The sequence below is a fragment of the Campylobacterota bacterium genome (assembly GCA_020633995.1).
In the GTDB taxonomy this organism is placed as follows: Bacteria; Babelota; Babeliae; order Babelales; family RVW-14; genus JACKCO01.
Genome location: JACKCO010000003.1, coordinates 280,580 through 301,514 on the forward strand (window position 1 = coordinate 280,580; position 20,935 = coordinate 301,514).

20 protein-coding genes are annotated in these 20,935 nt (G+C 41.3%); 12 read left to right on the forward strand and 8 right to left on the reverse strand.

Features of this window, described 5'->3' with window-relative positions:
- Positions 1 to 12 precede the first annotated feature (12 nt).
- The 3 genes from lpxK to nusA all read right to left on the reverse strand — a co-directional run bounded on the left by lpxK (position 13) and on the right by nusA (position 4,725).
- Positions 13 to 999, reverse strand: coding sequence for a tetraacyldisaccharide 4'-kinase (gene lpxK, locus H6679_01090; GenBank protein MCB9492849.1), 987 nt, complete (start codon positions 997 to 999; stop codon positions 13 to 15).
- Between the two features lie 170 nt (positions 1,000 to 1,169).
- Complete coding sequence (locus tag H6679_01095; GenBank protein MCB9492850.1) at positions 1,170 to 3,515, reverse strand: translation initiation factor IF-2; 2,346 nt, start codon at positions 3,513 to 3,515, stop codon at positions 1,170 to 1,172.
- Positions 3,516 to 3,537: 22 nt separating this feature from the next.
- Positions 3,538 to 4,725, reverse strand: coding sequence for a transcription termination factor NusA (gene nusA, locus H6679_01100; protein MCB9492851.1), 1,188 nt, complete (start codon positions 4,723 to 4,725; stop codon positions 3,538 to 3,540).
- Positions 4,726 to 5,423: 698 nt separating this feature from the next.
- Here nusA and H6679_01105 point away from each other — a divergent pair.
- Both H6679_01105 and H6679_01110 read left to right on the forward strand, forming a co-directional pair.
- Positions 5,424 to 6,590: a C40 family peptidase gene (locus H6679_01105; GenBank protein MCB9492852.1), complete on the forward strand. Its 1,167-nt coding sequence runs from the start codon at positions 5,424 to 5,426 to the stop codon at positions 6,588 to 6,590.
- A complete protein-coding gene (locus tag H6679_01110; GenBank protein MCB9492853.1) occupies positions 6,590 to 7,780 on the forward strand; it encodes a C40 family peptidase in 1,191 nt (396 codons plus the stop codon). The genes H6679_01105 and H6679_01110 overlap by 1 nt, the downstream gene beginning before the upstream one ends.
- Before the next feature lie 21 nt (positions 7,781 to 7,801).
- Here H6679_01110 and H6679_01115 read toward each other — a convergent pair whose 3' ends face one another.
- From H6679_01115 to yajC, 5 genes are all read right to left on the reverse strand, one after another.
- A complete protein-coding gene (locus tag H6679_01115; GenBank protein ID MCB9492854.1) occupies positions 7,802 to 8,443 on the reverse strand; it encodes a hypothetical protein in 642 nt (213 codons plus the stop codon).
- Positions 8,444 to 8,478: 35 nt separating this feature from the next.
- Complete coding sequence (locus H6679_01120) at positions 8,479 to 9,156, reverse strand: uracil-DNA glycosylase (protein MCB9492855.1); 678 nt, start codon at positions 9,154 to 9,156, stop codon at positions 8,479 to 8,481.
- Positions 9,157 to 9,204: 48 nt separating this feature from the next.
- The gene (locus H6679_01125; GenBank protein ID MCB9492856.1) at positions 9,205 to 10,674 is read right to left on the reverse strand and encodes a hypothetical protein; all 1,470 of its coding nucleotides are present in this window, start codon (positions 10,672 to 10,674) and stop codon (positions 9,205 to 9,207) included.
- Positions 10,675 to 10,767: 93 nt separating this feature from the next.
- Positions 10,768 to 11,895 carry a ComEC/Rec2 family competence protein gene (locus tag H6679_01130; protein MCB9492857.1) on the reverse strand — a complete coding sequence of 376 codons (1,128 nt, stop codon included), beginning with the start codon at positions 11,893 to 11,895 and terminating at the stop codon, positions 10,768 to 10,770.
- Positions 11,876 to 12,175, reverse strand: a complete 300-nt coding sequence (yajC, locus tag H6679_01135; GenBank protein ID MCB9492858.1) for a preprotein translocase subunit YajC — start codon at positions 12,173 to 12,175, stop codon at positions 11,876 to 11,878. Before yajC ends, H6679_01130 begins: the two co-directional genes overlap by 20 nt.
- Positions 12,176 to 12,296: 121 nt before the next feature.
- On the opposite strand from yajC, the gene eno reads away from it, so the two are divergent.
- The 10 genes from eno (at position 12,297) to H6679_01185 (ending at position 20,934) form a co-directional block, all read left to right on the forward strand.
- Entirely contained in the window at positions 12,297 to 13,562 is a 1,266-nt protein-coding gene (gene eno / locus H6679_01140; protein MCB9492859.1) for a phosphopyruvate hydratase, read from the forward strand.
- Between the two features lie 74 nt (positions 13,563 to 13,636).
- On the forward strand, positions 13,637 to 14,239 hold the full coding sequence (locus tag H6679_01145; GenBank protein ID MCB9492860.1) for an ankyrin repeat domain-containing protein: 603 nt from the start codon (positions 13,637 to 13,639) through the stop codon (positions 14,237 to 14,239).
- A 152-nt stretch (positions 14,240 to 14,391) separates the two neighbouring features.
- Complete coding sequence (locus H6679_01150; protein MCB9492861.1) at positions 14,392 to 15,726, forward strand: hypothetical protein; 1,335 nt, start codon at positions 14,392 to 14,394, stop codon at positions 15,724 to 15,726.
- A 204-nt stretch (positions 15,727 to 15,930) separates the two neighbouring features.
- A complete protein-coding gene (locus H6679_01155; protein ID MCB9492862.1) occupies positions 15,931 to 16,731 on the forward strand; it encodes an ankyrin repeat domain-containing protein in 801 nt (266 codons plus the stop codon).
- Between the two features lie 23 nt (positions 16,732 to 16,754).
- Positions 16,755 to 17,588 (forward strand): hypothetical protein, encoded by an 834-nt coding sequence (locus H6679_01160; GenBank protein MCB9492863.1) that lies wholly within the window; start codon positions 16,755 to 16,757, stop codon positions 17,586 to 17,588.
- A gap of 177 nt (positions 17,589 to 17,765) precedes the next feature.
- The gene (locus H6679_01165; protein MCB9492864.1) at positions 17,766 to 18,611 is read left to right on the forward strand and encodes a hypothetical protein; all 846 of its coding nucleotides are present in this window, start codon (positions 17,766 to 17,768) and stop codon (positions 18,609 to 18,611) included.
- Between the two features lie 88 nt (positions 18,612 to 18,699).
- Positions 18,700 to 19,230: a GrpB family protein gene (locus tag H6679_01170; GenBank protein MCB9492865.1), complete on the forward strand. Its 531-nt coding sequence runs from the start codon at positions 18,700 to 18,702 to the stop codon at positions 19,228 to 19,230.
- Positions 19,231 to 19,251: 21 nt separating this feature from the next.
- Positions 19,252 to 20,097, forward strand: a complete 846-nt coding sequence (locus H6679_01175) for a GNAT family N-acetyltransferase (protein ID MCB9492866.1) — start codon at positions 19,252 to 19,254, stop codon at positions 20,095 to 20,097.
- Between the two features lie 96 nt (positions 20,098 to 20,193).
- On the forward strand, positions 20,194 to 20,475 hold the full coding sequence (locus H6679_01180; protein ID MCB9492867.1) for a hypothetical protein: 282 nt from the start codon (positions 20,194 to 20,196) through the stop codon (positions 20,473 to 20,475).
- Positions 20,476 to 20,499: 24 nt separating this feature from the next.
- Complete coding sequence (locus tag H6679_01185) at positions 20,500 to 20,934, forward strand: hypothetical protein (protein ID MCB9492868.1); 435 nt, start codon at positions 20,500 to 20,502, stop codon at positions 20,932 to 20,934.
- Position 20,935 lies beyond the last annotated feature (1 nt).

Genomic DNA, 20,935 nt, shown 5'->3' on the forward strand with positions numbered 1-20,935 from the left:
CTTTTTTTACGGTCACTCCTTTTTCTCTAACCCGTCTAGTAGCAATCTAAAAGCACTATACTCTTGCTCGGACAAAAATTCAAATCCTATACGTAGAACGTAAAACCAATCTTTCTGTTTTTGCTTGCCTGCAACAGTAAGTACATGATCAATCTTTACCCAGTCTTTTTGCGTTGTAATAATACCATCACAATCGCTCTTTTTCATTTCTGCCAGCATATGCTCAATATCAGCCATATCATACTGATGATGATCATCGTATTCGACCTCTCCAAATACTGGGACAACAATCTGCTCAAGCGTCTGCTTAAAAGAACCAAATGAACCTATTCCAGCGCAAGCTAAAAATTTTTTGTTTTTAGAGTTATTGAGCAGTTCATCATTTTTAAGGTATACACCTTTTGGCACATGCCTGCCTGTAAAGATACGTACGGCTTCCCCATGACCTTCAATACTCAGCGAAATATTTCTTAGTCGGACACTATCAACTCTATCTGCGTGCGTTAGGATAATAACGTCAGCCCGTGAGATATCTTTCTCTCTTAGCCGCCCAGCGGGAAGACAATGTTCGTTACTGAAAGGCATTCGAGCATCTAACAGTAAAATTTCACAATCTTTTTTTACTAAGAAATTCTGGTATGCATCATCAAGGATGATGTAAGAAATCTGAGCGCTGTTTGCTGAGAATTTTTTCTCTAAACGACGGCATGAGTCGTCTCTCTTTTTACCAACAGCAACTGAGCACTTGTGCGCGCTCGCCAACATGTAGGCCTCGTCACCAACAACATTTGGAGCTTCAACCATACCGTCTTGCCTGTTGATAAGTTTTCCGGAACTCTGCTGTGCAGATCCACCGTAACCACGCATAACTACAGCAACGCGATCAAAACCAAGCAATTCTATCAGAAACGAGGTGAAAACTGTTTTACCTGTACCGCCAACAGCAATATTACCAACACCCAAGACGAGAGATTTTTTGCATGTATATGGCCTTACCATCAAGCGTTTTAAACGCTGTATGCAAAAAAAGGATACTCTGTAGAAAGGCTCACACAGGCAAAAGAGATAAAAAACAATAGTCCGAGCAACGCCAAGTTCTTCTTGTTTTGACGTTTTATCCCACAAGTTCTGGCAATACAGCGCTAGACGCTTGTAAAGATAGCTCGTTATTATTTTTTCTCCTTAATCTCTTGATAACAAACAGCAACGTCATCTACAGCCCAATCATGAAATGAATCAGTTAGGAAACCACATTCTTGGCCAGTATGCACTTCTTTGACCGAACGTTTCTCTTTTTGAAGGCTAACGATTTTACCTCCACCAATGACCTGACCATTTCTGACGCATTCGATCTTGCAGTTTTTCCCCATAATAATACCACTACGCATGTAGCAACCAGCGATTACTCCAACGCCCTTGATGTCAAAGACTTTTTTGACAACAGCTTCGCCAATCTTATTCCACGTAATTTCAGGTTCTCGCTGATCTTCCAAGAGTTGTTCAAGAAATTCAACCATGTGGTAAATAATGGAGTATAGATCTACATGCACACCCTCTTCTTTGGCAAGCATTTGAGCATTACGCTCAACCTTAACATGCAAACCAAGAATGCGTGCATTTGTATTGACGGCTAACTCAATATCACTTTCGGTAATATCACCGATGCCGGTGGAAATTATGTGAATAGGACATCCAATTTTTTTGCTAATTTTTGAAAGTTTTTCAATCGAACCAACAATTGCTTCACGTGATCCGCGAGTGTCTGTTTTTATGATAATGTTTATTGATTTTTTAGCTTCAGCCTGATCAATTTGTGAAAAACTTGATACTGTTTGCCCAGAAGTTGTTGAGAATTGCCCTCGACCGCTCTTTGCTTTGTAATATTCTTGAGCAGGCACAACCTTCAACCAATCAGCTGAAGGAGCAACCCCATCAAACCCAATAATTTGCACTGGTGTTGATGGTTTTGCCTGCGTAATTTTTTTGCCATGACAATCAAGAAGCAACCGTATCTTTCCTGTTGCTTTGTCACAGACAAAGAAATCGCCTTGCTTGAGAACACCTTCTCTGCAAATGGCTGTTGCTACAATCCCATACCCTTTTTGAACATGAGACTCTAACACAAAAGCCTTGGCAGGTACTTCCTCTTGAGCCTTCAACTCCAACAACTGTGATTGCAGCACAAGCATGTCCAGGAGCTCATCTACACCTTTTCCCGTTTTTGCAGAAATCGGTACAACGACAGTATCGCCGCCCCAATCCTCTGGCAATAGCTCATGTTGAGAAAGCTGACGCTTTACTGTTTCAATGGAAGCATTTGATGAAATTTTATCAATTTTATTAATGGCAACAATAATAGTAAGGCCCGCGTCCTTTGCAATATTTATTGCCTCGATGGTCTGGGGTTTGATGCCATCATCAGCAGCAACAACAAGTACCGCAATATCAGTCACCATTGAACCGCGTTCGCGAAGATACGAAAAAGCCTCGTGGCCAGGTGTATCTAGAAAAACAATCCTACCATGAGCACTATCAACATCCCATGCACGAATATGCTGAGTGATACCACCTTTTTCACTTGCTGCTACGTTCTTTTTTCTTACATAATCAAGCAATGTTGTTTTTCCATGATCAACATGCCCCATTACCACAACAACAGGCCAACGGGTTTGGCCGATTTGCACTTCTTTTTGACCATCAACCTTATCATCTATGTCATTATCTCGAGCAGACTCAAGGGCAACAGTAATACCATACCCTTCTGCAAGTGAGCGAATATTTTCAGGTGATAAAATGTGGTTTCGGTTACAAACGGTTCCTTCTTTGAGCAGAGTAAAAATCAAGTCCCCTGAAGACTTGCCAAGCAAATCAGCAACCTCAAAGAGAGGCATAGAGCCTTCTATGGTTACCTCAGTAACAGGAACGTTCTCTTGTTCTTGGGCAAGACGTCCTTTATTGCGACGCTTTTTACCCTTTCTGCGCTTTTGCTGCCTAAAACCTCCAGTCCCCACGTCCTTAAAGCCTCTGATGGGAGCAACTCTAGCTTGCTCACGCAAGGAGTCTTCATAAAGTGCACGTTCAAGCACGTCATCTTGTCGACGGCTCAGTGTTACTGGAATCTCTTTAATTTCTTGTTCGCTTTGAGAGCTACCTGCTTCTCGTTGGTTTATCAATGCTTCGTTCAATGTTTCTTCTTGTTTAATTTTTTGCTCAGCGCTAACTTTTTTTACTTCAGTCTTTTTTTTGACCGCAGAAGCTTTTTCCTCTCTCTTGAGAGAGCTACTTACCGCTTCCGAATCCTTACGTACTTCCTTAACTCCAGAAGAGCTCTTTTTTGTTGCTTTTTGCGTCGCTGAGGACTCGCTTGCTGCCTTGTATTGCTCATGCGCAACCTGTATAGCCTTATCGCTTGCAATCGACATGTGACTAGAAACGTCAAACTTCTTTTTCTGTAGAAACGCAACTAACTCTTTGCTTGAAATATTGAATTCTTTGGCAAGCTCATAAACCCGCATAACCTATTCACCTAACTATGATCTATTCGACTTGATCATCTTCTTCCTGTGCATGCTGATCTGCAGAATCACCCGCATTAGATTCGTCATGCACAACGCTTTTATTTTCTGACTCTTCTTGCTCGCCCTGCTTATGATTGCCCTCAGTTTCAATGTCTTCAAGCATTAAAGACGGCTCTCCAGTTGCAACATCCTGCAATTGAATATCAAGCCCCACAAGTTTTGATGCCAGGGCTATATTTTGTCCTTGCTTACCTATAGCAAAAGAACGCTGATCTTGAGCTAGCCATACCTGCGCCCTTGAAGTGCCAGTCTCGCTATTGTCAAGTATCTCAACCTTGTCTATCTCTGCAGGCTTAAGACTATCTTTAACCAACTGCTCAAGGACATCTGTTTCTTCAATTAAGTCAATCTTCTCTTGACCGAGCACGCGCAAAATAGGCTTGATGCGAGCACCGCCAACGCCCACACACGTACCAACTGGATCAATTTCTCGAGAAGTAGAAGCAACAATAACTTTCGTTTTGTAGCCAGGATTTCTAACAATTTTTTTAATCTCAACAATTCCTTCAAAGATTTCTGGAATCTCAAGTTCTAGCAATTTTTGAACAAAGTCTGCTGATGCACGATCTAAAATAAGCTGATAATCGCCACGCGCAACACTTAAGACCTCTTGAAGTAAAACTTTAACAGGATGCCCCATGCGCAACGCTTCTCCTGGGACTGTATTCTCGCGAGGCAGTAATCCCATGACATCGCCAACCTTAATGACATAACCAGCTCGCTCACGCTTGTGAATGACACCATTAAGAAGCGTACCGGTCTTGTCGGAAAATTCTTCATAGACTGCTTGCTGTTCAAGATCCCTAATCTTACTTGCAATGTACTGTTTAGCCGTGAGAATTTCTATGCGACCGATATCCTGGTCAAAGGGAACCCAAATAACTTGGTCAAGAGATGCATCCGGATCAATAACCTTAGCTCTGCGCAAGGATATTTCGAAAGCATCATCAGTAACAGAACTTACTACTGTCTTTTCAACAAAGAGCTCAAGCGTTCCGCTTTTTTTGTTGAATTGCACGTGAAATGTTCTGTCAGGATACCTTTTTGTATAAGCAGCACGTATTCCATCGCAAACTATAGAGATAACTTTTTCTTTTTCAAGGCCCCGCTCTTCTACAAGACCTTCTATAACATCAACAAGATTCACTGTTACTCATACCTTTAAATTTTAAAATGAAACACGCACATGCCTGCTTATTAAATAAAGAGCCCCGCGAGCCATTGCAGGCCGAGAATTAAGAGGCTATACAAAAAAGTTATTTTTGCATAATTCTTATTTTACGGCAAAAAGATAAAAAGTGAAGGCTAAAAGCAAGTTACTAAAGCAAAAGCACTCAAAATAGGTCTATTTTGAGGTGAAAATAGGTGGACATGCTTGTGTGACTGATCTTTCCTATTACTAGTTATAAATAATAATATTTAAAAGTAATAATAATAGGCTCGGCAAAAAATGTGGATAACTCTATCGATACTGCTTGATTGCTCCTCCTGTAGGATCATCAGAGTTATTGGCTTATTGTGGATAACCTGTTAGTAAATTGTGGATAACTGTTGATAACTTTTTGTTCTCCCTGGGATAAGTCTATCTGATGGGTAGTTTCATGTAATACCGCTTTTAAAGATAGACTCTTACGTACTATCAAGTTTTTGTGTTGCAAGTTATCAACAGTTATCCACACCTTATCAACAAGTTATCCACAATTTCTGTATTGCGAGTAATAAGTGTATGATTCACCGTGTTTTTTCGCTTTACTTGTATAAACGATTGCAGTTTGTATTTTGCTTGAGTACGTTCTTTAGTGTTAATCGAAGAAGGTCAAGAGGCTCTTCTGATATGAGGGTGTTATGAAGTTTTCGTTTCTCACTAAAATTTTTCTGCTTTTTTCAATTTGTATTTTTTGTTCTACTGTTGGTTTTGCTGCAGATTTTGAAGGTGGGCCACCTTCTGTGTGGAAAGCTGTTGTATTTTCTCCTCTAGCCAATGTTTATAGGTTGCCAACTGAGCATGGAGGAGAGTTGAAAACGCAAATGGTTTGTGGTGAGCGACTCCATATAGTCGCAAGTTCTGTTGGGTGTCATCGCGGTTGGGTAGAGGTAGAAGCATTAGAGCAACCGGCAAGTAACGGGCAGGGGATTACTGGTTGGTTGCGCATGGCAGATGTCACCTACGTTGGAGACTTTGTCCCATACAACTGCATCTCGTGGGGGGTATGGTGCCCGATGATGGCAATGCAGGGTGAGGGACCGCATGCTTCGTCTTGGGTTGAGTGTGGCGTTATGTCACGAGGAAGTTTTGTGGATAACGAGTACGTACAAAATAAGCGTGAATGGTTTAGGCTTGAGTTTTGCCATGATGCTCTGGGTTTTATGTTACCAAGTAGGCTGTGTTCTTTGTTTCCAGACTCGCAAGTAGCCACTCTTTCGAGAAAGCAAGTGCTTGCAAATCTTGCACAAGCAATGCAGTCAGAATTTGTGTATCGCTGCAGCATCGGTTGCATGGAAGATGTGATAACATTGCGTTCATATGTTGTTGCGGCCGCAAAAAAAATAGTAGGAGCGCAATACTTGCCTGGTGGTCGAAGTTTCTCGCAGCAAAATAGAACGTGCCCTCATGGATTTGATGAGTCAGGATTTGTAAGCTTTGTGTACCGCCTTGCAGGTTTACTTGTTGGGCGGAGTATTGAGTCGCTATTTGCGGCATCGACCGCGCTTAAATCTGCAGATGAGTTGGAGGAAAGTGACCTTATATTCTTAAAAGATGACACGGGCAAGCTTGTTCATGTAGCTCTCTATGTTGGAAATGGAAATATTATTGAGAGTATTTTGCCTCAAGTAAGGAAGACTTCATTTGCGGAGTTGTTTGGTATAGACCATGTTGCATATTTTTTATCTGGCGAAAGGGTTCAAGGTCATACGGTGCACTTTCGTTCGCTATTGACGAGTAAAAAACGAGCACAAAACATGCGTTCAGCACTTATGTTTGCAGGGTGCAACACTTTGGAAGGAGTGTAATGCTCAGAAGTAGAATTGTTTATTTTTTATGTATTGCTATTTTTGCTTGCGCGTGCTCCTTTAGCCTCGATGCTTGTGAAACCAAGTTGTGCTCTGAAGAGGTTTTACATCAAGCGGTTGTTACGAGTCCCGTTGTCATACTTTACACGTGCCAGGCAGACAAGTTATTAGTGAGGCAAGATTTTTCTGTGCCCGATAATTTAAAAAGCAGGGTTATTGATCACTATCTCTCATTGCCAATTGAAAAACAACTTGTTTTTGGGATGTGTGTCAACGTCGTTGAGTGGCAAAAAGATTGGGCTCGTGTCAGGGTTAGCGAGTTGCCGGTATATCGTGGTGAGCATGGTTGGGTGAGCAACGAAGGCTGGGTTCCTGTTTCATGTTTGAGACCGATTGTAGGCAGTCGAGAGTCACATGTAAAATATAAAAAGGTTGTGATAACCAAGCCATGGACAACGGTTAAAGCTTGGGAGCGTAACTGCTCGACCCCACAGGTTTTTAGTATACCTATGGGCGCTCAGTTGCTCGAGGTCAATATGAGCCTCGAGTCAGGGGGAGCTGTGAGGAATTGTATATTGCACCATCAGGCATTTAACGGGTGGTATACAATTGAAGTGCGCTATGACGATGCGTATGCATTTGAGGAGCGCGTTGAGGAGGGTGTTGAGCAATTACGCGAAAAAATAGTGGAGACTGCCAGATCGTTTGATGGACCATATATTTGGGGTGGGCGTAGTCCTTATGATGCTCAGTACGGCCAAGAAGTGACGGGCGTCGATTGTTCTGGCCTTATAGACCTTGTTTATCGCTGTGTTGGTCTTATGGTTGGGTGTGATGCACATGATCAGTTTGTATTGTCAGATGAAATAGAAGGTAGTCAATTACTTCCAGGTGATCTTATTTTTTTCTCTCGCGCAGATAAGCGTCCAGACAGGGTTAATCATGTTATGTTATATCTTGGTCAGCAAAAAGCCATAGAGGCGACAGGCGAAGATCCACACTGTGTCAGAATAGACGAGTTGCCAGCAGAACTTTTTGCATGCAAGAATGGGGCAAATTGGAAGGGTAGACACGTATTTTTTGGTAGTTTTCTAACTCAAGATAAAATATATGCCATGCGCAGTTGTGCTTACAATCGTAATTACAATGCGTTGACCCAAATTGCACAACGCATTGTAAGTTTGGGGTAATTAATTTTAGGATTTAGTCAGCTATTTTTTTTGGTTTAAGTAGGTAATGATTGGGCTATATTTTGGGTCATAGCCTTGTCTGCCTAAAACTTTTTTACCTTTTAGTGCAGAGTCAGATATCGTTAGTTCCTTACCATTGCCATATTCTGCCACGCTAGTTTTTGGGATGCCCGCTTCTTCGACAAGAAAAACTACGAGGCGATACCTCCCTTTAAATGCTGCAATGTGCAGGTAGGTCATGTTTTGAGCTCCTGCATGTGTAAATTTGTTTTGAAATATCTTAGGGTGGATTTGTTTAATTTGCTCGAGTTTTTTTATTGCATCCTCGGTATCGCCAACTTTGTCTATGATGTTCATGATTGATTTGTGAAATTGAGCTGGATCGATAGTTTGGGCTGGAGTTGGACCATTTGATTGTGAGGTTGGCGTTTCTTCTTCTAGTTCTAGTTCTGAGGTTGAACCTGATCGATTTTTTTCACTTCTTGGGCCTGTTGTTGATGTTGCCGAAGTTTGTATGACAGCTGACTTTTTTGGTGATGCCTGCGCTTCTTCTTGTCGAAAAAATGGGTACCAGTCGTAGTCGCCAAGATTTCTTCCTGAACCATATGTAGAATGCATTGTTGTCATTGTAAAAATGATAAGCAAGGTACATAACGGTTTCATTTGAAAAGTCTCCTTTTTAAAGAATTGTTATTTTTTTATTCTGCAAGTTTTGCTAGTACTTTCTTCATATCTTCCCAGACGGTACGTTTTTCAGCTGGATTGCGTAATAGGTATGCTGGGTGGTACGTTGGCAATAATGGGTAACCACGAAAATCTAAGAATTGCCCGCGTACTTTTGAAATAGCGAGATGATCGCCAAGTAGCGCCTTGATAGCCGTTGAGCCAAGAGCACAAATAACTTTAGGTTGTATGATATCGATTTCTTTGAAAAGCAAAAGATCTTTACATGTTCCACTTTCTTGGGGGAGTGGTGCTCGGTTATTTGGTGGGCGACATTTGACAACGTTAGTAATGTATACGTTGTCTTCGTCCAATTCCATAGCAGCAATTATTTTTGATAAAAGCTGCCCTGCGCGACCGACAAATGGCTTGCCTAGACGATCTTCATCACGCCCGGGCCCTTCGCCTATAAACATGAGTTGCGCTTCTGCCCAACCTCGCCCAAAAACAACTTGGCTGCGACCTTGTGATGCCAATGGACAAGCTTGACAGTTGTGACATTGTTTTTTGAGTTCGTCAAGTCGTGGTTGTTTTGAGCAGGGGGTGTCAGGCGTCTTTATAGGTAATTCATTTTCCACGTAAACAAAGCCTTTGGGTTGTTTTTTTAAAAATGTAAAATAATTGTTAAGTTGGTTTTTTGTTCTGTTTGGCATGATATGATAGTGTTCTGAGAACTTACGTTTTATGACCATAGCCTACCATTATTTTTTTACCCTGTCAGACCTTTTTGTTGATTGTTGGTGTTCAGCAGTATTTCTAAAGATGCCACGCCCGGAAAAGAAGGATTCTAAAAAGCTTAACCAGCTTGTTTTATTTGCAAAGGCTGTTTTTTTGTATGATTCATGAATTAGCCTTCGCGGAAAATAAATGGAAAGACCTTGTGCGCAAGGCAAAGCTTTTCCTGCCACATTTGCAACGACACACTGTCTTAAGGTTCGTAATCCCTGGAGTGCTAGTTCGCTTGTTTGTTCAAGTGTTTCCACAATATCGAGCTCATCAGAAATATCGGAGTTTTCCTGAAGAGTTTTGCATTGTTTGCTGATTTTTAGGTAAAAATCAGCAAGATCGATGTAGTCGTTATCGAAGAATTCTGTTACGTCATAACGTACTTCTTTTAGACCAGTCATAACTGTTTTTTTTCGGAACCCGATTAATTTCAAGAGGTTTTTTGCCAAGCTATCAACATTGGTCTCTAATTCTGTGATACTTTTTAGTTTTATTGCTGACTGTGTGTGATCAACAAAAATTGAGCCGTACTCTTTGTCGTAGGCGCTGACAATGTGTTGGGCAAGATCTTTAGGACTGAGTGAGTGGCGTGTGAGGGGTTCTAAGACGTATTGGTAGTTATAGCCGCCACCAGGTTCTATTTCTTGCGATGCTACAAAGTAGCGGATATCTTCGGGGTTTATTTCAGAGCATATTTCAAGCATAGCCATATGACAGGCATCCATTACTAAAACATCGAGCTTGTTGCCATCGAGCAATTCTGTTTTAATTCGTCCAAGCACTTCTCTGAGTGCTTGGTTTGTAAGGTAGGTGTTGGCAGTTTGATTAAATGCTATACCTCGAGCTTTGGCAAATGCCTTAAGCGATTTGCTAAAATCTTCGTTACTTAAAATGGTCCGATTGAGCTCCATTTTGGAGCTTTTGTAGTTGAACTCAAAAAATTCATCTCTGTGTTGCATAAAAAGTTCGTAGAGTGTTGGATCCTTTATACCAGTACCATGGTTCCACAGAATGAGTGCATTGTTACGTGCAGAAAAATTTTTTAAAGACCATGCAACGAAAGAAAAGAGGCTTTCAGGGGTGCCGCTGATTGCGTCAACCGTATTTTGCTGACTTTCCATGAGGACAGGATTATGCTTTTTTATATAGAAGCGGGAGTTTTTAAGTGTTCCTGGTGTATCTATTTGTACGATGATATTTATTTTTTCATTTGAGCCAATGGAAACCATCTCGTTAAAGTTATTGACGCCATATTTGTGCAAGGAATTGTTATTTGCCATGTAAACAATAAAGTTCCACTCAGCACAGGTTCTACTCGGTATTACTTCTTGTGTGATTTGATTAGTATCTTTTTTGATAGCTTTGCAGAAAAATGGTTTGGTAAAAGCAAGGTTATAAAAAATAAGAATGAAAATCGTATAACTTACTTTGATATGTGGTTTCACGAGCTTCTCCTTTTTCTTGGGGGTTCTTTGCTAGATTACGCGGGAGTGTGGTTAGGCTTCAAGTTTTTTGAGGATTTTGTTTGAATCGAAGCCTTAGTATTTTGTTTGCATAAATAAAGCGAGAGCAAATGTTAAAGAAAACGTGAGTTGAAAATCAAGAAAGAAAAGCTGTAGTGGATTGAAGAGCAGCATGAGCATGCAAGTCAAGGAAAGAAGGTGTAGAAAATTTGTGTGCTGAGAAAAAATATTACCAAAGCAAAGGAGCAAGAAAACGTACAGCGAACGAAGCATAGAAACGCTAGCCCAGCTGAGCACATGATAAACACTGCATAATGTGATCAAAAATATTCGCTTGTAATGGATGTGAACGGGTATGAATGACAAAATCCATTGCCAAAGTAAAACAAACAGTAAAATGTGCAAGCCCGAGCGTGCTAGAAAATGTGAAAGGCCCCAGTAATTAAAGTATTGTCTTAAAAGGTCAGCATGCGTTACTTTTTTGTTACCCAGAAAAATAAGGCCAAAGTAAGACAATGTTTTTGGACATAGTTTTTTGCGTAAAGCTTGATACACGTTATTTTTGATATTCCAGAGCAAAACGCTGAGTGAGTCTGGTGCTGGCTTGAGAACAATGATGTTATTTTCTTTGTTTAAAAAAACTGAAGAAAAAAAACCTTCTTTTGCTAAGTAGTCATCGTACGATGGGTTTCCTGTTGATGTTGTAGTTTTGGGTTGAGAAAAGGTAACATTTTCAACGGTAATATTTTCACCAACGTGAACGGGCACTCTTTGTTTGGTGTAGCAAATAATTGAAAAACTTGCGTTGCTTTGTTGGTTTGTTTTTTTATCACGTAGGTTGTTTGTCGCTACTTCTATTGTGTGAAATTCTGTTCTGCTCGGTGCGAATTCAATATTGGTGACGTGCCCCGTGATATCAAAGGTTTTGCTACACAGTTTTGTTTGCAGTTGTTTACGATTATTTTTTTGCAGTTGGTACAGTGTTGCTCCACTGCCAAAAAAAAGCCAGCAGAGCAAAATCAGCTGTGTAGTGTGTGTAGTTTTATAAAAGTGTATGCACAACAGTGCTGTAAGTGCTAGCAATGGTATAGTGAGCAAGGTAGGGAGTGTATGATGCGTAGCTTGCCAAAAAATGCCGCAAGCTAAGTGAGCAAGGAGCAGGAAAAGGGCATAGGGTACGGTTTCAGTTTTTAGTTGTAACATGAGTGATCGTTGTTTTTAAAACATCAATTTTTTGTCCATTATCAAGCTCAAGAATAACGATTTGTTGGTCTAAAAAAATAATAGTGCCGGCTAAATTGTTTTTTGTTGTTGCTCTATTGCCCACACATAATCTTTTTTTTAATTCATTAAAATGTTGTCGTTGTATTTTTTGTGGTCGTATGATCAAAAAATAATGTGTTGTTGCAAGCAGGATCAACGGCAAGCTAATCTGAGCAAGTTTTATAAGCTCGTAACAATGGAGTGTTAGAAAGTGGTACATGTTGCGTTAGCCTATGCAACGTGATTGTGGTGGTGGTGTTTAGCAAAAAAGCCTAACGGTATCACTGTGTTTGGCAAGCAAGCACCCGAAATGGCAAAAAAGGCAAAAAAAGTGAGAGCAAATGAAGATAAAAAAAATACAGGCAGCACAGATTCTTGATTCGCGTGGTACCCCTACCGTTGAGTGTAGGATTAACTTAGCAGATGGGGTTTCTGTTGTTGCCAGCGTTCCGTCAGGATCATCAGTTGGTAAATTTGAAGCGGTGGAGTTGCGTGATAACGACCCAAGCAGGTTTTCGGGTAAGGGTGTGTTGCGAGCGGTTGACAATATCAATACAAAAATAGCCCCACTTTTTGTTGGACATGAGCCTGATATTCAATCTATGGACAGACAAATGATTGAGCTTGATGGCAGTGTGAATAAAGCGAAGCTTGGTGCAAATGCGGTGCTTGCTGTTAGTATTGCGCTTGTACGAGCACAGGCGCATGTGCAGGGACTGCATGTGTTTGAGCTGTTGAACACAGTTTTTGGCCTAGGCAAGTTAGCAATACCGCAGTGTATGTTCAATATCATTAATGGGGGCAAGCATGCGGACAGTGATTTGCTGTTTCAAGAATTTATGGTAATGCCGGAGTGGGGTTTGAGTGTTACGGATATGCTTGAGCAGGCAGTAGCTATTTATCGTGCATTGGAAGGAGTATTGGAGCAAAATGATTACCGGACAACAGTTGGTGATGAAGGTGGTTTTGCTCCCTGTTTTGATAAAAATAGTTTAGGCAATGAGCGTAAGGCAATTAACTTTTTATTATTGGCTATACAGCAGGCTGGGCTTGAAGATGAAGACGTAAGAATTTGTGTTGATGTTGCGGCTGCACATTTTTACAATAAAGAAGAAAAGAAATATGAGGTATACGGGCAGAAACATGATGCTGAGCAAATGCTTGAACTGTATAAGCAACTGGAGCAGGACTATCCGGTAGCATCAATAGAAGATGCGTTAGATGAAGACGATTGGCAAGGGTGGCGGCAATTAACGGACTCTCTTGGACGGTATGTGCAGCTAGTGGGTGATGATTTATTTGTGACCAATGTTGAGCGTATCAAAAAGGGGGTTGCGTATGGAGCGGCTAATGCCGTGCTTATCAAGCCAAATCAAATTGGAACAGTTTCTGAGACAGTTGCCGCTATTGCATGCGCTCATCAAGCTGGTTACAACGTAGTGATATCGCACCGGTCGGGGGAGACGTGTGATAGTTTTATTGCAGATCTTGCTGTTGGTACAGGTGCACAACAACTGAAGGCGGGAGCGCCCATTCGCTCTGAGCGCGTAGAAAAATATAATCGTTTGTTAGAAATTGAACGGTTATTGTCTGAGGACAAATCTTGATTGAGTATAGTAAGTTTTGTATGCTTGCAATCCTGTTACAACTGAAAAAATTATTTTTTTAAGGAGTAGATTATATGAAAAAGTATTTAGTCTTTTGTTTGTTGAGTGTTTTATTGTCCTTGAGAGTGTTGGTGTGCGCTGAGCCTAAACAAGGCCAAGAGGTTAATAATGTGTATAAGGGTGGTACTGCTCTGCACTTAGCAGCTGGTGGTGATGATATTCGAGTTCTGTTTACATTGCTCAACGATCAAGAGATTGATAAAAATGCAGTGACTGATGATTTTCGCTGGACGGCGGTGCACGTTGCGGCGTCTAAGAATAAACCTGAAAATATTAAAGAGTTGCTAAGCTATCAATGGTTTGCGAAAGGCAAGGGTAGCGGTGTTACTCAAAAATTTAGATTTGATCCTAATGCTGTTGATTGCAGAGGGAATACGCCTCTACATATTGCTGCACAATTAGGGCACTTTGAAGCATATCAAGCATTGGTGGAACAGGGTGCTAAACAAGACATCAAAAACAATGCCCAAAAGCTTCCGATTGATCTTGCTCAAGACAGAGTTAATGCAGATAAAGCAAATGTTGAGGGATGGGCTAAAAATCAAGATTTTGAATTTTTTGTTAAGCGCTATCAAGGTTGTTTAGTTATTGTTGCAACGTACGGGAAAGAGCTGTAGTAGCTAGCTACTTTTGCTTTATGTGAAAGGGAGAAAATATGCAGAAGAGAGTAGTAAAATTACTGGTTTTTTTGGTGTTTTGTTGCTTGAGTATATTGTGTTTAGAGGCACAGGAAAAAAAGGGATTGGTCAGAGTAAGTTCTAAGGAGAGGATGGGGGTTGCTGAAACAAAAGTTGCACCAATAACGGAATCACTGAGCGGCGAGTTTAACTATCCATCAGGTGAGACACCAAACCTGATAGCAAGTTTTGCTAATGGTCAAGATGCTCGTGGTGATGGAAAAAACTTCAATGACGGAGACATGTTTGAAGTTAAGGGCGAAACAGATAAATACCTTGTACTGGTAAACATGCATGGTGATGCTGAGCTCAATACTGAAAATAAATTCGCGCCTGGCAAGCGGACGCTTAACTGGCAGGTTCCACTTGAGTATGCGTCACTTGGGCTTAAAACATTAGGTGATACGCATAACAATCAGGCGTTGTTACCGGAGTGGGGTGTTAGTCAGGTCCAAGCAAAGCAGAGCACTCAGCGCCAAGTTATACGAAACCAAGCAACATTTACGATTGTTCCTCCTGGTACCAAGCTTGAATATGTGATAGGTACTGCCTCTGAGCAAGAAGGGCTTGATAAACGTTTAGGTGGTGGTGTTCAGATGAGGATGAAAGAAATTCCCAAGGGCGCTCTCGCGATAACTGTTGATATAAAGCTTGAGGAAGGTACGAGAGGCGATGTGAGCAGGGAAGATAAGAAAATAAAATTTGATGAGACGTATGCTGAAGCGATGAAGGCTCTGCAAAAGCACTATGACGATAATGGTTTGGGCAAAATTCCTCAAGAGCTTGAGGAAATAGATAAAAGGTTATACACAACGGCGTTAAGTATTGAAGCTGCAAATGAGCTCATGGATGAGTTCAAAAGTTTGAGTCCAGAAAAGCAAAAAACAATGGAAACGCAGTTTAAAAAGTATATGGGGCAGTTTGATATCGAGCGTTATGTTAATGAGAAGTTTCCAGGCGCTGAAATTAGGGAAACCTCGCCAGATGGTGCTGTCAAACAAATTAAAGAGAAAATGCTCAAAGTTATGGAAAAAGAGATAGCAAAAGAGGTTGCTGGAAAAGAAAAACAGATAAAAGACCTAGAAGAAGAAAACGATAAGCTTGCAGCAAAACTTGATCAAGCAGAAGCCGAACGTGATAGACAGGCAGCACTTGTAAAAGACTTAAAGGTGGAAGTTGAGGACCTAAAGGGCATAGGCAAAGTTATTGATGATCAGAAAAAGCGAAAAGTTACGTCTGGCATTAAAACGTTTGAAGAAAAGAAAATTTCTGATGGAGGTTTGCAAAGAAAGCGTATGGGGCAAGATTTTGAAAAGCCTTCAATGAAGGCAAAGCCTGAAATGGGCTTGCCAGAACGGGATATGTTGCCTAAGTCAGTGGCGCCAGATGATGTGTCGCGAGCTGTTCGTGCAGCAGCGGCTGCGTAAATAGTTTTGAAGCTATTGTCGGAGGATGCAAAGCTTCTTGAATAAAATAGTTTTAAGTGTTTTGTAAAAATAACTGTTGAACAGGGTAGCAGATGCTGCCCTGTTTTGCTGTGTTCATTTGCCGTTGCACAATGCCAGAAACTGAGCTACACTGCCCTTTATGCTTCAGTTTTAATTTCAAGTTATAATAAAAAAAGGGACGCTATGGCAAGAGCTGCAGATTTTTTAATGGGGGTTGTTTTGATGGTTGCGGTCAGCGCAAGTATGTTTGCAGGTGAGCAGGGGGTGATGTCTGAGCAGTCCAAAAACCTTTTGCAAGAGCTTGAGTTTGTGTTTGATAAGACCAAAAAGCCGCTTGAGCAAGGTCATGACTTTATGCTCAAACTTTATGGGCTGCTGTGTCGAGTAGTTACGCAAAAAGAGTCAGATTTGCTTAATTATCTGTTACGGGAATATGGCTATGCTGAATTTGGCGCTAGTAGTGATAATCCGTTTGCGGTAAGTTTTTTGTACACTGCTCCAGGTGGCGCTGATGCTTCAACTATCCCTGTTGTTATTGAAGGTGAGATGAATTGTTCTCAATTAGCACAGGTTATTGATAAAACATCACCGCTGCATTATGCGGCGCGTGGAGGTTTGCGTGAAGTGGTTGAGCAGCTTGTTGGAGCTGGTGCGCAGATTAATAATACCTGCGGTGCGCATAGTATGACGCCTTTGCATGAAGTTGCTAGAGGATGCAGATGTGAGAAAAAGAAGGCGGCTGAGTGTGGCCATGTCCAGGTGGTAAGGTTTTTAATTGAGCAAGATGCGGATAAAACAATAGTAGATAAATCGGAGCGTAAGTGTACGGCTTGTGCCTATGCTGTGAAGAATGGAAATCGATATATGATGCTTTTGTTGAATCCTTTAGTGTGTAACGCGGGCCAGGCCAAAGTTGCCCATTTGAGCTGCAAGGCTCAAGCGGCGAGTAAATTGTCCCGCGATCCTAGCGCAGATGGTTACTAGTGATTCTTGATTTTTTCTACAGTATGAACAAAAGAATGATTTTGGGCACATTGCTTGTGTTTTTTTTAGGCAACATGCTCTCAGCTTATATTGGCCCCATCCACGGCGCAAGCTTGGCTTTGCGTTGGGTTGAAAAAAACAGGCCTGATTTTGATGTACTCGAAAAACGAGATGTAATTATTGGTTTGCTGTATGTTAATGCATTGCATGTATTGGACCAATCCAAAGAGCAGATTGTAAAGAACCACCAAGAGTTTAGCAAGCTTGACTTAGCTGCAATTCAGGATCCATTTTTATTGGGTATGGGGCTGAACTTTAAATTTTCAGATGCGCGTGAAAGGTTGTTACGCTATCGCTTTCCAAGTGGCCATATATATGGATCAATATTTAAGGAATTTAATATTCCGAATGGGTATAGTGATGACGAAGATAACAAAAAACCGTGTTCGGCAGCATCTCTTTTTTTAAGTGTATTTGACGATTTACAAGTGTCCAAAATGTCTAAACACAAATTAAAAGAGATATTCAATTATGACAAGAACCCAGCAAATGTGTTGGGAAAAAACTCTTCACGATGTAATTATATTCAGCTGGAGTCAGATTTTGGAATTTTTTTTCTTGATCAAAGTAAGCATTTGTTTATCGCCGAACCACTAAATATACTTGCGGCAGCATTTGGTTTTTTGCTCAAGCTTAGTGATGAAGAAAAAAATGCACTGCTTACGGTTAAAGTCTGTGGGGCAAGGACGTGTGAAGAGAGTATGCGGGGGGTCTTGTGCTACATTAATTCGCTTGTATCCACACAAGAGCATGCGGCTTTTCTTGATCGCATGATATGTGAGCAATTTTCTTTGTAGGCTGGTGAGTTGTGCTACCTTGGTGAGGGGTGATATACAGGATTGTCGGATTCCCGGGCAATATTTTTGTTTGATTGACTTGGTATTTATTTTTGTACTACAGTTTTGCATAAAGGGAATATTTTTCATATAAATGAGTAGCACGCTGTTATAAAGTTTTTGAGAAAGGAGTTGGGAATGCAAGCTTGTTTTAAAAAGCGCTGCAGCCTTGTCTTATTGATATTGTTCAGTTTTGTTTCTTACGCTCATGATGCATATTTAATGGGTGTGCAGCAAGTCCCCGAGCCAATGGCCGTTGAGGAAGAGGAAGATCTTTTTCCTGAGTCCGAGGCAAAGGCTATTATGGACGACATCAAAAAAAATCTAAAGCCACGTGTTTTTGATTTACTTGTTTTTAATGAATGGTTTACCAAAGAAGAGTTTGCGCAGAGTTTTCAGGAGGCAAAAAAAGCGCTTGATGAATTTGAGCAACGTCATAGAAAATATTTATCCGGAGTGCAGGTTCCAGATGCTACGTTAGCAGCAATGGGTATGGGGGCTCCCGTAGCACCAATGCCTAAGCCTGGGCTAAAAACTCAACCTGCGCCATTTGTTGATTTGGGGGCACAGGTTCCTGCGTCGCCAGCGCCGGTGCCACCTGCGATGATGAGTGTGCCAAGTCCAATGGGCATGCCTGCACCAACACAGCCTCCATCCATGGGAGCGGGAGATATGGTTCCTCCTGTGGATATGGGTGGTCCAACTCCCCCAGCAAATGGAGCTCCACCTGCAATGGGTGCGACAGATCCAATGGCAATGAGCGGCCCGACACCACCACCAGCTGGCATGGCACCGCCTCCTGCGATGGGCGCAACACCAGCACCTACAATTCCAGCTCCTGTAGTAGAGACCGCACCGACTGCTGCACCTGGTCTAGCTCCAGCAGAGATGGGAATGGTGTCTGTTCCTGGCATGGGTGGTGCTGACGATCCATCCGGCATGGGTATGGACGTGGATATGGGGCTTGATATGGGTGCTGAGTAACCCGTTATTTTTAGCTTAATTAAGAAGCCTTGCAGCGTATTTGTTGCAGGGCTTCTTAATTAGTTTTTTTGTATGAAAGAATGGAATTATGAGTAATTTAGTACGTCGCAAAATAAAGGTAGTGGGCTACGATAGATTGTGGCCTAAAGTGTTTTATGCAATTGCAAAAGACTTAAAGACATTATTAAAAGAAGCCATTTACGATGCGCATCATGTTGGGAGTACTGCTGTACCCAATATGTATGCTCGACCGGTCATTGACGTTGTTCTTGCACCGCGTGATTTTGATGTGTTTGAGTTATATAAAAAAAAGATGCTTCAAGCTGGCTATCGATTTGATAATGCTGGCGATCAACACACTAAAAAGGTCTTTATTAAAAAGGGGCCGGGTGGGGTGGTAAGGCAGCACGTAACGGTGTATCGCGATGATGGTGAAATCTGTAGGCATATTAAGTTACGAGATTATCTGATCAATGAGCCTGATCAAGTGCGTCATTTCTCTCGCTTGAAACAGGTTTTAATTGCCGAAGATCCTTATAGTATTAAAAAATATACAGAAAAAAAATCACTTTTTATTGATATGCTTGAAAAGAAAATGGAGGCGGAAAGAATCTTATAACTCAAGCATAAGGATTTAGGTATGAGCAAAAAATTATTTGCGTTCGCCGTGTTGTCAATTTCTTTGTTTACCTCTCAGTGTAAGTCTACAGTTGATCTGAAAAAAGCTCTTGTCAAAAATGAAGACCTATTTGCTCGGTGTATGCCTCACTTGGTTGTTCCTTGTGATGGGTGTACCGTGATGAGTTGTAATGTTGGCCATGATGACTACAACTATGTTCTGCATTCGAGTTTTCAGAGTACGGGTGAGTTGGCTGAGGCAGTAGATGAGGTAGTCACCTTTTTCAAAGATCAGGATGCAGTTTTTTATTGGTGGGTGATGGAAGATGATCAGCCCACTGATATAGAGCAAGTTTTGCTGGATAAAGGTTTTGTTTATGACGAATCGTCTTACGCGATGTTTCTTGATCTGGCAAATTATGAGCCCGCAGAGCATAGTGGGCTTGAAATTTATCGTATTGAAAGTCCGGATTTGTTCAGAGATTTTTGCGATGCGAAATATGAATGTGGGATATCTGAACATGTCTTTTCGCAAGTTTTTCAAAGTGGCGCAATTTTAACCCTGCCCGAGCAGAAAAATATTGAGTGGTATGTTGGATTTGTAGGAGGTGTTCCCGTTACAACTTCCGCACTCGCGTTTGATGGGGATATTGTGGGGGTTTACCATGTGGCAACGCGTCATGGATATCAGCGGCAAGGTCTTGCTACGCAGATGATGCATTTTCTTTGTCAAAAAGCTAAAAGGGATGGGTGTAGTTTTGTTGTGCTTTCATCTACAGGAGGTGCTGCTCGACTATATGAAAAAATAGGATTTGAGCATTTGTTTGAATATAAAGAGTACTGCTTGCTAGAACATTGGGTTGAATGAAATTAGGTATAAATAGATTAAAAGTAGCGTTATTTTATGCGTATGTTACAATACCTGGTCCAAGATATTTAAGTATGTACATTTTAAGAGGCTGCAATGAAGTTAGCACCACACAACTGCCCTGAATACTGTCAGTACTATCAGCTGAAAGTTACGGTTAAAACAACCTGGTTTGTTATGGGTGTGTATCGCAACGAAGACAACATTGCTTTTGAGCGTACCCCAGAAGGACAGAATCAAATTCTTGAGTTTTTTGTTCCCGACGATTGTGAACAGCACTTTGTGGATGTGGCGCAATGCTTGCAAAACAAAGGGTATGTGCTTGAAATCAAAAAAGTTCCTAACCGATTTATCGGATCAGACAATATTTCACTATAAATTTTACTAGCAAGAAGGATATTCATGCAAGGAATTGCTCGCGCTGTTTTTTTAGCATTATTTTCTATCAGTGGTTTTTTTGGCCTATGTGAGGGAGAGCTGTCTGAGCGGTATATGAACTTGGGGCAGATCAAGAGATTAATTGACGAAGATAGGAATGACTTAACTGGTTCCATTCGAAACCCCGTACAGAAAATGATGTTATTAGCGCAGCTGCTTTGGCAGAATCCTACTCAGAGTGAAAGAATAAGAAATTGCGCAGAAGACCTTATTGATTTTGGCTATGAAAGGCCAGTGCTTGTTTGGCTATGTGTGTATGCCTATCAAAATGGTTTAATAGATCATAGCTTTGTACAGAGGGACAATAACGAACAAGCCCTAAGAAGTCTTCTTGAAGATCGTTCGATAGATTCGGTAAGCAGGGTTTGTTTGGAAGCCCTTATCGATAGCACTGATTAAA

What these genes read in the sequence shown, in the direction of transcription:
- lpxK (MCB9492849.1), bottom strand. Translation starts at nt 999, where the DNA reads ATGGTAAGGCCATATACATGCAAAAAATCTCTCGTCTTGGGTGTTGGT.
- H6679_01095 (MCB9492850.1), bottom strand. Translation starts at nt 3,515, where the DNA reads ATGCGGGTTTATGAGCTTGCCAAAGAATTCAATATTTCAAGCAAAGAG.
- H6679_01105 (MCB9492852.1), top strand. Translation starts at nt 5,424, where the DNA reads ATGAAGTTTTCGTTTCTCACTAAAATTTTTCTGCTTTTTTCAATTTGT.
- H6679_01110 (MCB9492853.1), top strand. Translation starts at nt 6,590, where the DNA reads ATGCTCAGAAGTAGAATTGTTTATTTTTTATGTATTGCTATTTTTGCT.
- H6679_01115 (MCB9492854.1), bottom strand. Translation starts at nt 8,443, where the DNA reads ATGAAACCGTTATGTACCTTGCTTATCATTTTTACAATGACAACAATG.
- H6679_01120 (MCB9492855.1), bottom strand. Translation starts at nt 9,156, where the DNA reads ATGCCAAACAGAACAAAAAACCAACTTAACAATTATTTTACATTTTTA.
- H6679_01130 (MCB9492857.1), bottom strand. Translation starts at nt 11,895, where the DNA reads ATGTTACAACTAAAAACTGAAACCGTACCCTATGCCCTTTTCCTGCTC.
- yajC (MCB9492858.1), bottom strand. Translation starts at nt 12,175, where the DNA reads ATGTACCACTTTCTAACACTCCATTGTTACGAGCTTATAAAACTTGCT.
- eno (MCB9492859.1), top strand. Translation starts at nt 12,297, where the DNA reads ATGAAGATAAAAAAAATACAGGCAGCACAGATTCTTGATTCGCGTGGT.
- H6679_01145 (MCB9492860.1), top strand. Translation starts at nt 13,637, where the DNA reads ATGAAAAAGTATTTAGTCTTTTGTTTGTTGAGTGTTTTATTGTCCTTG.
- H6679_01150 (MCB9492861.1), top strand. Translation starts at nt 14,392, where the DNA reads ATGGGGGTTGCTGAAACAAAAGTTGCACCAATAACGGAATCACTGAGC.
- H6679_01155 (MCB9492862.1), top strand. Translation starts at nt 15,931, where the DNA reads ATGGCAAGAGCTGCAGATTTTTTAATGGGGGTTGTTTTGATGGTTGCG.
- H6679_01160 (MCB9492863.1), top strand. Translation starts at nt 16,755, where the DNA reads ATGAACAAAAGAATGATTTTGGGCACATTGCTTGTGTTTTTTTTAGGC.
- H6679_01165 (MCB9492864.1), top strand. Translation starts at nt 17,766, where the DNA reads ATGCAAGCTTGTTTTAAAAAGCGCTGCAGCCTTGTCTTATTGATATTG.
- H6679_01170 (MCB9492865.1), top strand. Translation starts at nt 18,700, where the DNA reads ATGAGTAATTTAGTACGTCGCAAAATAAAGGTAGTGGGCTACGATAGA.
- H6679_01175 (MCB9492866.1), top strand. Translation starts at nt 19,252, where the DNA reads ATGAGCAAAAAATTATTTGCGTTCGCCGTGTTGTCAATTTCTTTGTTT.
- H6679_01180 (MCB9492867.1), top strand. Translation starts at nt 20,194, where the DNA reads ATGAAGTTAGCACCACACAACTGCCCTGAATACTGTCAGTACTATCAG.
- H6679_01185 (MCB9492868.1), top strand. Translation starts at nt 20,500, where the DNA reads ATGCAAGGAATTGCTCGCGCTGTTTTTTTAGCATTATTTTCTATCAGT.